At 61.5% G+C, this 14,159-nt stretch carries 12 protein-coding genes and 1 pseudogene; 8 read left to right on the top strand and 5 right to left on the bottom strand.

All coding sequences use genetic code 11. The features are described from left to right. The first annotated feature begins 125 nt into the window (after window positions 1-125). Window positions 126-476 carry a hypothetical protein gene (locus ACM6IM_RS08190; RefSeq protein ID WP_192308612.1) on the top strand — a complete coding sequence of 117 codons (351 nt, stop codon included), beginning with the start codon at window positions 126-128 and terminating at the stop codon, window positions 474-476. 51 nt (window positions 477-527) lie between these two features. Continuing rightward, complete coding sequence (locus ACM6IM_RS08185) at window positions 528-1,679, top strand: PQQ-dependent sugar dehydrogenase (RefSeq protein WP_414864775.1); 1,152 nt, start codon at window positions 528-530, stop codon at window positions 1,677-1,679. 55 nt (window positions 1,680-1,734) lie between these two features. Here the strand turns inward: ACM6IM_RS08185 and ACM6IM_RS08180 are convergent, their stop codons facing one another. Then, on the bottom strand, window positions 1,735-2,838 hold the full coding sequence (locus ACM6IM_RS08180) for a GNAT family N-acetyltransferase/peptidase C39 family protein (protein WP_414864774.1): 1,104 nt from the start codon (window positions 2,836-2,838) through the stop codon (window positions 1,735-1,737). A gap of 92 nt (window positions 2,839-2,930) precedes the next feature. Here ACM6IM_RS08180 and ACM6IM_RS08175 point away from each other — a divergent pair, with 92 nt between their 5' ends. The 4 genes and pseudogenes from ACM6IM_RS08175 (at window position 2,931) to ACM6IM_RS08160 (ending at window position 7,286) form a co-directional block, all read left to right on the top strand. Next, entirely contained in the window at window positions 2,931-4,505 is a 1,575-nt protein-coding gene (locus ACM6IM_RS08175; protein ID WP_414864773.1) for a RimK family protein, read from the top strand. A gap of 7 nt (window positions 4,506-4,512) precedes the next feature. Then, window positions 4,513-5,436 carry a magnesium transporter CorA family protein gene (locus tag ACM6IM_RS08170; protein ID WP_192308615.1) on the top strand — a complete coding sequence of 308 codons (924 nt, stop codon included), beginning with the start codon at window positions 4,513-4,515 and terminating at the stop codon, window positions 5,434-5,436. 245 nt (window positions 5,437-5,681) lie between these two features. Beyond that, window positions 5,682-6,677, top strand: a pseudogene (ilvA, locus tag ACM6IM_RS08165) (threonine ammonia-lyase, biosynthetic); the annotation flags it as partial. Window positions 6,678-7,016: 339 nt separating this feature from the next. Further along, entirely contained in the window at window positions 7,017-7,286 is a 270-nt protein-coding gene (locus ACM6IM_RS08160) for a DUF1652 domain-containing protein (RefSeq protein WP_192308617.1), read from the top strand. A gap of 61 nt (window positions 7,287-7,347) precedes the next feature. Here ACM6IM_RS08160 and ACM6IM_RS08155 read toward each other — a convergent pair whose 3' ends face one another. After that, window positions 7,348-7,605: a DUF2790 domain-containing protein gene (locus tag ACM6IM_RS08155; RefSeq protein ID WP_201188646.1), complete on the bottom strand. Its 258-nt coding sequence runs from the start codon at window positions 7,603-7,605 to the stop codon at window positions 7,348-7,350. Window positions 7,606-8,108: 503 nt separating this feature from the next. On the opposite strand from ACM6IM_RS08155, the gene ACM6IM_RS08150 reads away from it, so the two are divergent. Together ACM6IM_RS08150 and ACM6IM_RS08145 are read left to right on the top strand one after the other, a co-directional pair. Then, window positions 8,109-8,405, top strand: a complete 297-nt coding sequence (locus ACM6IM_RS08150) for a hypothetical protein (protein WP_414864772.1) — start codon at window positions 8,109-8,111, stop codon at window positions 8,403-8,405. 214 nt (window positions 8,406-8,619) lie between these two features. After that, the gene (locus tag ACM6IM_RS08145; RefSeq protein ID WP_414864771.1) at window positions 8,620-9,921 is read left to right on the top strand and encodes an OprD family porin; all 1,302 of its coding nucleotides are present in this window, start codon (window positions 8,620-8,622) and stop codon (window positions 9,919-9,921) included. Window positions 9,922-10,050: 129 nt separating this feature from the next. Here ACM6IM_RS08145 and ACM6IM_RS08140 read toward each other — a convergent pair whose 3' ends face one another. The 3 genes from ACM6IM_RS08140 to ACM6IM_RS08130 form a co-directional block, all read right to left on the bottom strand. Next, the gene (locus ACM6IM_RS08140) at window positions 10,051-10,995 is read right to left on the bottom strand and encodes a carbohydrate kinase family protein (RefSeq protein WP_414864770.1); all 945 of its coding nucleotides are present in this window, start codon (window positions 10,993-10,995) and stop codon (window positions 10,051-10,053) included. Window positions 10,996-11,008: 13 nt separating this feature from the next. Continuing rightward, a complete protein-coding gene (xylB, locus tag ACM6IM_RS08135; protein ID WP_414864769.1) occupies window positions 11,009-12,505 on the bottom strand; it encodes a xylulokinase in 1,497 nt (498 codons plus the stop codon). A 169-nt stretch (window positions 12,506-12,674) separates the two neighbouring features. Next, a complete protein-coding gene (locus ACM6IM_RS08130; protein ID WP_414864768.1) occupies window positions 12,675-14,147 on the bottom strand; it encodes a mannitol dehydrogenase family protein in 1,473 nt (490 codons plus the stop codon). Window positions 14,148-14,159 lie beyond the last annotated feature (12 nt).

Here is a 14,159-nt window from a genome sequence, read left to right as displayed (position 1 = left end):
CGTGCAGCCCGCTCCGGCCGTGGGCTCAACTTCGTGTTACATCTTGGCGGAGCGGTTTTGATTAACAAATCCGAACCCTGGGCGTAGCGTGCAATCGAAGGCTCTATCACCTGGAGAGGCAGCCTATGAAACGATTGGCGCTAGGCATTTTTACGATGGCATTGAGTGGCGTGCTGAGCCATCTCGCTCTGGCTGAAACCCCGTCGCCCGCCAACCCCTTGCTGCTGGCGCAAAGCCCGACCGGTGCCGCCAGCAATCCTTACAACAGCCCGATTCGCCGGGCCAATCCCAACAGCATGCAAGGCACGCAGCCCAGCGCTCCGGCGATTCGCGGACCCAATACCGTGCCGGTGCCAAGGCCACCGACGCTGGACAATGGTGGCATTGGCAACCGCTATCCCCAGGATCGGACGGCGCCTGCCAGCCCACCCAAGTTCATCCCCAACCCTCCGTCCCGCGATGCGAACACCCGTTAAGCGGTGGTACGCCCCGGCAGTCAGCTGTCCAAACGACATAAGGAATCGTGCATGTTGCGTAAAACCCTCCTGGCCACTTTCTGTGCCAGCGCTTTGATTGGCGCCGTCGTGCCAGCGTTCGCCGCACCCGCTCAGGAACTGAAAAGCGAGCAGGGCATCCTCGAAGTCACCCCGGTGGTCAAGGGTCTGGACCATCCCTGGGCCCTGGCGTTTCTGCCGGATCAGAAGGGCATGCTGATCACCGAGAAGTCCGGCAACCTGCGCGTGGTCAGCACCGAGGGCAAGCTGTCGGCGCCGATCAGCGGTGTGCCGCAGGTCTGGGCCAGAAGTCAGGGCGGATTGCTGGACGTGGTGCTGTCGCCCGACTTCCAGGAGGATCGCACCGTGTACCTGTCCTACGCCGAAGGCGGGGGAGAAGGGGGCAAGGCCGGCACGGCGGTCGGTCGCGGGCAACTGTCGGAAGACTTGACCGCCCTGCGCAATTTCAAGGTGATCTTCCGCCAGGAGCCGAAACTGTCGACCGGCAATCACTTCGGCTCGCGGCTGGTGTTCGACCGCGATGGCTACCTGTTTATCTCGCTCGGTGAAAACAACGACCGGCCGACCGCCCAGGACCTGGACAAACTGCAGGGCAAGATCGTGCGGATTTACCCTGACGGCAAAGTGCCGGACGACAACCCCTTCGTCGGCCAGTCCGGCGTGCGCCCGGAAATCTGGTCCTATGGCCAGCGCAACCCGCAGGGCATGGCGCTCAATCCGTGGACCGGCGTGCTCTGGGAAAACGAGCACGGCCCTCAGGGCGGTGACGAGCTCAACATCATTGAACGCGGCAAGAATTACGGCTGGCCGCTGGCGACCCATGGCATCAACTATTCCGGGCAACCGATCCCCGAGGCCAAGGGCAAGAAAGCCGAAGGCACCCTTGCGCCGCACCACGTCTGGGAAAAATCCCCCGGTTTGAGCGGCATGGCGTTCTACGATGCAGACCGCTTCAAGCCCTGGCAGCACAACGTCTTTATCGGTGCACTGGCGACGCAGGAACTGATTCGCCTGCAGTTCGACGGCGACCGCGTGGTTCACGAAGAGCGCCTGATGGGAGAGCTGAACCAGCGCATTCGCGATGTGCGGCAGGGACCGGATGGCTACCTGTACGTGCTGACCGATGAGAGTGACGGCGTGTTGTACAAGGTCGGTCTGAAGTAATCGCCCCGACCCGAGCCCTGTCGCCGCGGGCAGGCCTGTGGCGACAGGGTTGCGGTCAATCGTTCTCAGGGCGGTAGAGCACCACCGCCGCCCGCAATTTGCCGCGTCCGAAGCTGCACATTTTCTGGAACTCGGCCTGGCTGACCGGCAAATGCTGGCAATCCATCGGCTGACGATGCTGGCTATGATCCACATCGGGGTCGTGCAGGTAGACGAATTCTTCGTCGCAATCGGTAACGACCACCCAGTGGGGCGATTTCGAGCGGGTCAGCCGATAGCTGCTGATCAGCACCAGCGGCTGGCCGCCATCGGCGAGCAGGCGTGGCAGGTCCAGCGGGACGCCGATCAACTGTTCGACAGGTGTCACGTTCAACTGGGCCATGAACTCATCGTGCACCAGGCGCATGACGTCTTTTTTATGCGCGTCGCGCACACCGTCGAGAAACAACGGCCCGGCCATGCTGACTTGCAACTGCACCCGGAACCCACGCCGCGCGGCTGCAAGCGCCAGGCCCTGAGGGCTGCACCCGCCATGGCCCGAGGTCATGAACACGGTAGTTGCCTCGCGCCAGATCTGCAGCTCTTCTCGTCGCTCCAGCACGCGGGCAGCCTGCAATGCGCCCATGGCCATCAACAGGCATGCCGGGCCACAGGTGAAATCGGTGGTCTGCCCGTACCAGGGCACCTTGATGTTGCGCGAATCGCGGTGCTCGAGGATGCGCTTCTCCAGGCGCAGCGCGTCGGCGTGGTCCTGGTAGTAGTCGTGGATCAGGGCGAAGCGTCGATACCCGTTGCGTTCATACAGGGCAATCGCCGCCGGGTTGTCGATGCGCACCTCCAGTCGCAGGTACGCGCAGTCATGGGCCAGGGCGCAGGCTTCGATGCGTGCGAGCAACTGTTTGCCCAACCCGCTGCCGCGGGCCTGTTCGGCGATGGCCAGCGAGTACAGGCGGGCCAGCGATGTGCCGCGATGAAACAGCACCACGGCGTAACCCAGCAATTGCCCGTTCCGGTCAGCCACCCAGAGCTGCCCATGGGCGCGGTTGATCATCCACTGAAAGCTGCGACTGGTGAGCCGGTCCGTGGTGAAGCATTGCTGTTCAAGGGCCAGCAGTTCAGGTAAATCCTCAACTACCGCCAGGCGAAAGACAGTATTCATATGACCGCCGTAAAAGTTGCGTAACGAAACGGGACTTTCGAAAAAGTTCGTGCTTAATAGAAAAGGTCTTGTTCTCCAACGGATCAATCTCTATGTCAGCGGTACAGGGTCATTGGCGCGAAGTATCCGAGCAAAGTTTGCCGGCGGCAACTTATTTAAATACGGGTTCCAGAACTTCCAGTCAGTTGATAATCATCGTCGAACGCAAGGAAGATTGGGCGTCCTATTTTCCCAGCGAAGACATCGTCAGCGCACAGGAATACCTTGAGCAAACACGCGGTAACGAGCAGGGCAAGCGGGTTCAGGTCATCAACCTGTGCCGCAGCTACAAGTACCTGGGGCACGGCTATTACTGCTCGCTGCTGGCCGAAGCGCGAGGGCACAAGGTCATTCCGTCGGTGCGTACCATCAGTGAATTGACCCGCAAGTCGTTGTACGGCCTCGCCCTGGACGACCTGGACAAAACCCTGGAAAAGGCCCTCAGTCATCATCTTTACAGTGATACCGAAGGCTTTACCCTGACGCTTTACTTTGGCCAGACCCATATAGAACCGCTACAGGATCTGGCGCGGCAGTTATTTGAAGTGTTCGCCTGTCCGATATTGCTGGTTGAGTTTCGTCGAACTAACGGTTGGCACATCGAGGGCATAAAGTCAGGCGCCCTGCATAAGTTGAGGGAAGATCAGGAAGATCAGTTCGCCCACTCGCTCGACAGTTTCAGTCGCAAGATCTGGCGCCTGCCGCGTTCACGACGGGTGGCCCGTTACGACCTGGCGATCCTGCACGACCCGCAGGAAGCACTGCCGCCTTCCAACCCCGCAGCGTTGGACAATTTTGTTCGTGTCGGCAAGACACTGGGCATTGATGTCGAGCTGATCGAGCGCAAGGACTATGCGCGCATCGCCGAATACGACGGTCTGCTGATCCGCGAGACGACCAGTGTCGACAACCACACCTACCGATTTGCCAAGAAAGCCGAGAGCGAAGGGCTGGTGGTGATGGATGATCCGACCTCGATCCTGCGCTGCACCAACAAGGTCTACCTCACCGACCTGCTCAAGAGTCATCAGTTGGGCATGCCGGCCACCGAAATCCTCTACAAGGAACGACCGCAGGACTTTGAACGCGTGGGCGAGCGCCTGGGTTTCCCATTGGTGTTGAAGATCCCCGACGGCTGTTTCTCCCGGGGAGTGATCAAGGTCGAAAGCCAGCAAGCCCTGCTAGAGGCGACCGCCGAATTGTTCGAACACTCGGTGCTGTTGCTGGCTCAGGAGTTTTTCTACACCGAATACGACTGGCGGATCGGCGTGCTCAATCGCAAACCGATCTTCGCCTGTCAGTACTTCATGTCCAAGGGCCATTGGCAAATCTACAACCACAAGGCCAAGGGCCAGGACATCAACGGCGAATGCCGCACCCTGGCGGTCCACGAAGCGCCGCGGGCCGTGGTGGAGCTGGCGGTGAAGACCGCGAATCTCATCGGCGACGGCCTCTATGGCGTGGACCTCAAACAGTCCGGCGACAAGGTGGTGGTGATCGAAGTCAACGACAACCCGAACATGGACGCTGGCATCGAGGACGCCTATTTGCAGGACGACTTGTACTCGCTGGTGCTTGAGGAGTTCGTGCGTCGGCTGGAACTCAAGCGTCGCGGCCAGGCCTGGTAAGCGGCCGATGATCAAGAGCTTTCAACTGAACAATGGGGTGTTGCAGGCGGTCGAGCGGCTGGACGCTGAAGTCATGCTGTTCAGCAACCCCGATGCCGCCGAGCGTGACCTGCTGCACAGCCATTTCAAGCTCGATGAACACGCGTTGGCCTCGGCCCTGGACCCGGACGAGGTGTCGCGTATCGAGTTTCATCCCGACAATCTGTTTCTGATCTGGAAGCGCCCGGAAAACTATTCCGGTGCAGATAGCCTGGCCTTTGAAGTGTCGTCCTGCGGCCTGCTGTTCTGCGCCCAGCGTCTGTTGGTGATCGCCACCGACGATTCGCCGCTGCACGGTCTCGGCACCCGGCAACGTCTGAATACGCCACTGGATGTGCTGCTGGACCTGCTGTTCAACAATATCCATCACTACCTCGGCCACCTCAAGGTGATCAAACTGGTCGCGCGGGAGTTGCAGCAGAAATTCAACCGCTCGATGCAGAACCAGCACCTGATCCAGATGTTCAATCTCAGCGAGAGCCTGATCTATTACATCAATGCGATCCACAGCAACGGCGCGGTCCTGACCCGTTTGCGCAACCACGCGGAAAAACAGCGCTTCAGCGCCGAGGCCATCAGCCTGATCGACGACCTGATCATCGAAAACAACCAGTGTTACAAACAGGCGGAAATCTATTCCACGGTGTTCTCCGGGTTGATCGAGGCCCGTGGCAACCTGATGAACAACAGCATGAACAACCTGCTGCGCAAACTGACACTGATCAACGTGGTGTTCCTGCCGCTGAACCTGATCGCGAGCATCGGCGGCATGTCCGAATTCAGCATGATGACCGCCGGCACGCCGTGGTGGGTGTCGTACCCGTTGTTCCTCAGCGCGATGATGGCAGGCGCCGGAGTGATGGTGCTGGGGCTGCGGAGGCTGGCGAAGTGATCTGCATGCCAATCTCCTATGGGAGCGGGCTTGCTCGCGAAGGCGATCTTCAATTGATCATTGACTTGCCCGGCGCGCCCGGCTAATTTCCAGCCATGACTTTCACCGTACTGCGCTGCCAGCCAAGCATTATTACCGCCATTCCTCATTTGGCGGGCTAGCTCACGACTGCAGCACCCAACCCGCCCTAGAGGCGGGTTTTCACTTTCTGTCTCCGGGGTTTTGATCAGCGTCAGGAGACGACCATGAACCACTCGCCCGCCCAGCAGACCTTGCTTGAGCATTACGTCAAAAAGATCCTCGCCGCACCGGTGTACGAGCTGGCGGTGCGCACGCCGTTGCAGGCTGCACCGGCGTTGTCCGAAGCGCTGGGCAACCGGGTGTTGCTCAAGCGCGAGGATTTGCAGCCGACCTTTTCCTTCAAGATCCGTGGCGCCTACAACAAGCTGGTGCAACTCAGTGATGAGCAGAAGGCCCGTGGCGTGATCACCGCGTCCGCCGGCAATCATGCCCAGGGGGTGGCGTTGGCGGCACGGGAGCTGGGAATTGGTGCAACCATCGTCATGCCCTCGACGAGCCCGGAACTCAAGGTGCTCGGGGTTCGCAGTCGGGGTGCCGAGGCGGTGTTGCACGGCGACAGCTTCCCCTTTGCACTGGCCCACGCCCTGGAACTGGCCGAGCGCAGCGGTCGTACCTTCGTCTCGCCGTTCGACGACCCGGACGTGATTGCCGGGCAAGGCACCGTGGCCATGGAAATCCTGCGCCAGCACCCAGGGGAACTGGATGCGATCTTTGTTCCGGTGGGCGGTGGCGGCTTGATCGCGGGCATCGCCGCCTACGTCAAGTACCTGCGGCCGGAGGTGCGCATCATCGGCGTCGAGTCGGAGCATTCCGCGTGCCTGCAAGCGGCGATGGCGGTGGGCGAAAGGACCATCCTGCCCAGCGTCGGCACATTCGCCGACGGTGTCGCCGTCGCGCAGATCGGCGCCTATGGTTTTGAAATCTGCCGCTTCTGCGTCGATGAGGTCCTGACCGTCAGCAATGACGAACTGTGCTCCGCGATCAAGAACATCTACGACGATACCCGCTCGATCACCGAGCCTTCCGGCGCGCTGGCGGTGGCCGGAATCAAGAAATACGTGGCGCAGACGGGCGCCAAGGGCAAGACCCTGATCGCCATCGATTCCGGCGCCAACATCAATTTCGACAGCTTGCGGCATGTGGCCGAGCGCGCGGCGCTGCAGGCCGTGTAATCGCGATCCGGAATTTCCCATGGGAACCAGACCGGCTTGCGGGCGATGGTCGCCAACGATAACCACGGAGATCCTGCGTTCATCGCGAGCGGGCTCGCTGCACATTGGACTCTGCGCGTTGCAATTTGCAGGCGTAAAAACCGGCGTTATTGCAAATTGCATGGGCTCAATAACGGATGAGTTGGCTAACCCCTTGATTTACCGATGAGCTGCACGGCGAAATTCAGGGCATGTTTTATGCTGTACCTGTCTGTAAAAACTGGCCGGGTTTTACAGAGTCAGTACCCAATTATTAGCTGGCTGTCGCACACTCAGGAGAGGGTCGTCATGTTTCTGTCTGCCTTGGAACTTCGCAATATCATTGAAAGCAGCTTCCTGCCCAAACGTTGCCAATGCTCGCTGTCGCCCGATCTGTTGATGTCCGTGAAAGTGTTCGCCGACGGTCAGACCGATCAAGTGGACCTGTTGGCCACCGGCATCGATGCCAAGTCGCTCACCAGTTCTCGGGAAATCAACAACCTGATTGCCGGGCTGCGTACGGACATGCAACAGCGTGCCGAGATGCAACCGCTGCACCCCGATCGCCAGGCGTTGTAACGCGCGGTCGTACCTGCGGGGTCTGGCACACGCCAGACCCGTTGTCGTTCCCATCAAACCGTCAGTTTTGTTGACTGCAGGCTTGCGACAGTTTGCGGTACGTGATCTCTGCAGGCTTGCCCGCCGCATCGATGTACTTCATGTCCGCTGTCACCACTTTGCATTCCACGGTTTCGGGTTCGCTGAGCGAAACCACCTTGGCCACGTGCAGCGGCATGCCGTATTCATAAGGCACCGCCTGGGTGTCGTTGGCCTGGGCCAGCCCGGCGAAGGCGCTGCAGGCGAGGGCGGTGGTTATCAGCAATGTGCGGATGTTCATGGGTGTTCTCCAGTGCAGAGGCGAGTCAACTCGATGCCAAGGCGTCGAGCCAGCCGCACTGGGCGTCAGGGGGGACCTGAGGGCGTGCGGTCCAGTGAAGTGTTGGACCGCAGCGTTAAGCGATGGTTAAACCGGCTGAATGCCGCCTGTCGTGTAGGGGGCTTTTGTCAGGCAATTCGCTGAAATCGGATTCTTCGCCAGCCTCGGCTTCGTCCTACGAAGAGGGTTGCCTTTGTCTGCTATCGCCGATGGGGCGTGATGATTAAGGTTTGGGCTCGCTGCAAAATCAGCGAACAGGTTTGGTCACCTGATTAATCAAGCAATGTGGCATCATCGCGCCGCAGACGCGGTTCTACGTCTGTGTCGTTATGGCGGCTGTGTGCCGGACGCCTTCGGGCGAGCCGAGTTGCTTGAGATCGGTTGACCAAACCTGTACACAGTCCGCCTCCCACCCTTTGGTCAAGGTGTTGGAGATTAATCAGCGACATCTCAGGTAAATAAATATGCCTACACTAAACGCTTTCCCTCATCGTTATCGTCCCGTCCAAACCAGCGTCACCGATTCATCACCCTTGGTCATTGACACCCAGGCCGACCCTCAAGACATCCTCGAAGCCGCCCTGCAACGCATCCGCGCCTCCAGCGAGTTACTGGAAACCCTGCACATCCATTCCTTCAGGGACGGTGGCGTCGAAGACATCCCGCACCTGACCCATGCGCTGTACCTGTTGACTCAGGATGGCTGCGACCTGCTCAAGGTGGCGCAGCAGCGCCTGCTGAGCTGGAAGGCGCCTGTCTGAACCTTCGTCGACACACCCCGATCCAGCGTCACCCCGGCGCTGGATTCAACCCGCCCGGCGTTCCGACTAAAGTCGTCTGTAGCGCATAAAAGCCCTCTGCCATCATTGCCCTACACCCCGCGTGTCCTTCTCATCCTTGCCAGTTTCTGTCCGGGATGACGCTTTTTTTGGCTTGTTGCGCCTTGCGCAAACGCTGCACTGTTGGAGCTTTTTCATGCGTCCCCCCTTTCAATTGATCACCGCGCGCCAGGCATTCGGCCTTGGCGCCCTGGCCCTGTGCGCCGGTTTTTCCGTCCAGGCGCGAGCCAGCGGGTTTATCGAGGACACCACGGCGAAAGTCGAATCGCGCACGGTGTATTTCAACCGTGATTTTCGCGATGGGCACACGTCCACGGAGCAGGGCGCGTCCAAGCGTGAAGAGTCGGCGCAGGGCTTCATTCTCAACCTGCAATCGGGTTACACCGAAGGCACGGTGGGTTTCGGTATCGATGCATTGGGCATGCTCGGGATCAAGCTCGACTCCAGTGCCGACAGCAGCAACAGCGGGTTGCTGCCATCCACGGGGCACGATCCGCGCGGTTCGGTGGACCAGTACGCCAAGCTCGGCCTGACCGCCAAGGTGCGGGTGTCCGAGAGTGTGCTGAAGTACGGCGCGTTGCTGCCGGATGTTCCGCTGCTCAAGTACAACGATGGCCGGCTGCTGCCGACGATGTTCAACGGTGCGCAATTGACCTCGAAGGAGATCAAGAACCTGACGTTCATGGCCGCGCGGCTGGACCAGTACACCGCGCGGGATTCCACCGATGCCCAGGACATCCGCGTGCACTGCAAGAACAAGCGCTATGCGTGCAACATCACCGCCGATCATTTCGACATGTATGGCGTTGACTACAAGATCAACGAACGCCTGACGGCCCAGTATCACTACGCGGAACTGGAGGACATTTACCGTCAGCACTTTGTCGGCCTGCTGGCCAGCCAGCCGTTGGGTGACGGCGTGCTCAAGGCCGATGTGCGCCTGCTCAAGAGTGCCGACAGCGGTGCCGAGCGCGCCGGGTCCATCGATAACCGCGCGCTCAGCGGCATGCTCGCCTATGCCCTCAGCGGGCACACTTTCAGCGCCGGTTGGCAGCGCATGAACGGCGACAATTCGATGCCGTACCTGGATGGCACCAACCCGTACCTGGTCAACTATGTGCAGGTCAACGACTTCGCCGCCGCGCAGGAGCGTTCGTGGCAGGTGCGTTATGACTATGACTTCAAGGCAGTCGGCCTCAACGGCCTGAGTTTCCTGACCCGCTACGTCAACGGCGACCACATCAAGGTGCTGGGCAGCGATCAGGAAGGCAAGGAATGGGAACGCGACACCGAGCTCAAGTACGTGGTGCAGAGCGGGACGTTCAAGGACGTCAGCCTGCGCCTGCGCAATGCGACGTACCGGAGCAACTACGAGCAGTTTGCCCGGGATGTGGATGAGACGCGGTTGATCGTCAGCTATAACTTTTCGGTGTTGTGACTGCAAGGCTGAAGGTGTGATGCTGGCCGCTTTCGCGAGCAAGCCCGCTCTCACATTTCGACCGTATTCGTCCTGAATCAACGCGGTCAAAATGTGGGAGCGAGCCTGCTCGCGAAGGAGCCCTCTGGCTCAGCGAAGACCCAACTGCCGCCGATATGGCAGGTCCGGCCCGGTCTTGCTGCAGGTCAAGGCTGCGGCCTGCACGGCAAATTTCAACATGCCGTCGATGTGTTCGCGCTCAAGCGAACGCACACCCTCGATCGAATCCAGCCCCTGTTCGGTCAACCAGGTAATCAGCGCCGCCTGGAAGGTGTCGCCCGCGCCCACGGTGTCGGCGATCTTCACCGCAGCGGCGGGGACCGACCAGGTGCCATGTCGGCGACTGAACACCGTCGCACCGTCGCCGCCCCGGGTCAGGAACACCAACTGACAACGATGCTGCAACCAGCCGTCGATGACCTGCGCCGGGTCCTGCTGCGGATACAGCAGGCGCAAATCCTCGTCGCTGACCTTGATCAGGTCGGCCAGCTCCACCAGGGTCGCCACCCGTGAACGCCAGCGCTCGATATCGGGCTCGGGGTTGAGCCGCACGTTCGGGTCGAGGCTGATCAGGCGCTGGCCGCTTTCGCGTTGCACCAGGGCCAGCAGGGTGTCGGCAATGGGCTGGACCACCAGCGAATACGAGCCAATGTGCAAGCCACGCACCTCGGCACCGAGGTCCGGCAGGTGCTCGAGGCGCAACTGCCGGTCTGCGCAGCCTTCGCCACGGAAGCTGTATTGCGGCGACCCGTTGACGCCGAGCGCGACCATGGCCAGGGTGGTTGGCGCGGCGAAATCCACCAGGTAGTCCGCGCGCACGCCTTCCTCCTGCAACACCTGCCGCAAGCGCCGGCCCAGGTAGTCAGTGGACAGCCCGGCCAACAGCGCCGCGTCCACGCCCAGGCGGCGCAGGCCGACCGCGACGTTGAACGGCGAGCCACCGGCAATCGCCTTGAAATTCACTTTTGAAGCCAGGCCGCTGGCGTCATCTTCACTGAAGAAATCGAACAGTGCTTCGCCACACACCAGATACATAGTTGTTCGCTCTTTAAAGGGTTGCGACATGCTGTTGATAGCGTTCATAGGCCTGCTGAGAAGCCGCCACGTTGGCGGCAATCGGCAGGGTTTCGCTGGCCGGGTCGAGTGTCACGCAACGCTCGCACACATCCGCCAGGCTTTCTTCACCACCGTTTGCCCGCGACGTGCACCACGCCGCCTGGATCGCCGCGCCGAGGGCGGCGGCTTCGCTGTGTCGGGTGCAGACCACCGGCGTATTCATGATGTCGGCGACGATCTGGCGCCACACCGGGCTCTTCGAGCCGCCACCGATCAAACGGATGCTGCGGCTTTGTAAGCCATTGTGACGCAGCAGGTCCAGCCCGTAACGCAAACCGAAGGTGGTGCCTTCGACCACCGCGCGGCACAGGTTGGCCCGGGTCAGGTTGGTCATGGTCAGGCCCGACAGGCTGCCGGTGGCGTGGGGCAGGGCAGGGACGCGTTCACCGTTGAGAAACGGCAGCATGCTGATGCCGTCGGCCCCGATGGGCGCCTGCGCAACCAGCGTGTTGAACTGCGCGACATCGAGGTCGAGCAGCTCGCGAATGACGCCGGTGGCGTTGGTCAGGTTCATGGTGCAGATCAGCGGCAACCAGCCGCCGCTGGAGGAGCAGAAGGTCGCGACCGAGGCATCGGGGCTGACCCGTGGCTGATCGGCATAGGCGTAAACGGTGCCGGACGAGCCGAGGCTCATGGTGATGGCGCCCGGCTGGATGTTGCCGGTGCCGATGGCCCCCATCATGTTGTCGCCGCCCCCGCTGGACACCAGCGCCTGCGGGTTCAGGCCCAGTTGTCGAGCGATGTCCGGCAGGAGCGTGCCGACCGGCTGATGGGCGTCGATCAGCGCCGGTAATGCCGCTTGCAAGCGGCCGCTGGGGTCGATGTCGCGCAGAAGCTGCACATCCCATTGGCGGGTGCGCACGTTGAAATAACCGGTGCCCGACGCGTCGCCGTATTCGCTGCAACGGCGGCCCGTCAGCCAGTGGTTGAGGTAATCGTGGGGCAGCAGGACATGGGCGATCCGCGAAAAAACCTCGGGGTGTTGCTCTTTGGTCCACAGCAGTTTGGAGACGGTGTAGCCCGGTGCGATGACCACGCCGAGGCGCTCCAGCGAGCCCTTTTCACCGCCCAGGTGGTGGAGCAGGCGATCGTTTTCCGCCGTGGTTTCGGTGTCGCACCACAGCTTGGCCGGGCGTAGCACCCGGCCTTCGTCGTCGAGCAGCACCAGGCCGTGTTGCTGGCCGGACACACCGAGGCCGAGGATGGCCTGGCCGTCGACGTTGGCGGCGATCAGCGCACGGCGCGTGGCCAGCGTAAAAGCCTCGAGCCATTGCGCGGTGTCCTGTTCGCGCCGGCCATTGGCACCGCTGATCAGGGTGTGCGCGGCGGCGCCTTCGCCCAGGACCTGGCCGCTGGCGGCGTCGAGGACGATGGCCTTGGTGCCCTGGGTGCCGCAGTCGATGCCTAGGTAGAGGGGTTGGGTGGGCATGTTAGGGTCCTTGATGGTTCAGGTTCAAACTGTTTGGTGAATGTGCTGCCGTCTTCGCTGGCAAGCCAGCTCCCACAAGGATCAACGCCGTTCACAAGTTTGTGGTTCGCTACCAAACACTGTGGGAGCTGGCTTGCCAGCGAAGACGGCGGCACATTCACCGCCGCCACTAAGCCAACACCCGCTCCAGCGTCCGCGAAACCCCCACCTCCCGCAAACTGTTGCAGCACCACTCGAACGCTGCCACAAACTCGGCCGAACGTGGAATCGCCGTGCCGAAGATCTCCTCGACCGCCAGCAACCGCTGGGTGATCAACGCATCGTCGGCCACCAGCGCCTGGCAGAACGCCGCCCGTGGGTCGGGAATCGAATAGGTGTCGCCGTTTTCATCGACCCCCTTCAGGTACAGGGCCCAGGCTGCCACCACCAGCGCCGCCCGTTTGGTTTCCTGGCCGTCGGCAATCAGCCGGTTGAGGGTCGGGACGGTGAACTTGGGAAACTTCGACGAGCCGTCCGAGCACACGCGCTCCAGCTGATCGGCAATCGCCTGGTTGGAGAAACGCTCGACCAGGGTGTCCTTGTAGTCGCCCAGGTCGATGCCCGGCACCGGCGACAGTTGCGGGGTCACGTCCAGGTCCATGTAGGCGCGCATGTAGCGCACGAACAGCGGGTCATTCATGGTCTCGTGGACAAAGCGGTAGCCCTTGAGGAAGCCCAGGTAGGTCAGCGCCAGGTGACTGCCGTTGAGCAGCTTGATCTTCATTTCCTCGTAGGGCGTGACGTCGTCGGTGAATTGCACGCCGACCTGTTCCCAGGCCGGGCGGCCGTTGACGAATTTGTCCTCGAGCACCCATTGCACGAATGGTTCGCAGACCACCGGCCAGGCATCGTCGACGCCATGTTTGTCGGCCAGTTGCAGGCGATGGGCAGTGCTGGTCATCGGCGTGATGCGGTCGACCATGGCATTGGGGAAACTCACGTGGCCAGCGATCCACTCGCCCAGCTCGGCATCGCGCAACGCGGCGAAGGCCAGCAGCGCCTTGCGGGTGACCGCGCCGTTGTGTGGCAGGTTATCGCAGGACATCAGGGTGAACGCCGGGGTGCCGGCGGCGCGGCGTTTGGCCAAGGCGGCGCAGAGGAAGCCGAACACGGTGGTCGGGGCGTCCGGGTGCGCCAGATCATGCTGGATCTGCGGCAGGTGCGCCATGAATTCGCCGTTGCTGTCGTCGATGCAGTAACCGCCCTCGGTGATGGTCAGCGAAACGATGCGGATCTCGGGGCTCGCCAGTTTGTCGATCAACGCCTGCGGGCCGTCCTCGGCCAGCAGCATGTCGCGAATCGAGCCGATGACCCGGACCTCGGTGTCATCGGTGTCGCCCAATTCGAACAGGGTGAACAGATAGTCCTGCTCCCGCAGGTTATCGCGGGCACGGCGGTCCTCGGCGCGCAGGCCGACGCCGCAGATCGCCCAGTCCAGCCCGGCGCCAGTGTTCATCAAGGCGTCGGTGTAATACGCCTGGTGGGCGCGGTGGAAACCGCCGACGCCGATGTGGGCGATGCCCTGGCGGGTGTCGCTCAGGGCATAGCCCGGCAGGATCACCTCGGGAGCGAGGTGGTTCAGGTTGTGTGTGTTCAGTTTCATCGCAAAGTCTCT

The organism is Pseudomonas sp. IT-P12, from assembly GCF_949767465.1.
Classification (GTDB): domain Bacteria; phylum Pseudomonadota; class Gammaproteobacteria; order Pseudomonadales; family Pseudomonadaceae; genus Aquipseudomonas.
Note: the sequence above shows the minus strand (reverse complement) of the source record. Positions and strands in the feature narration are given on the sequence as shown.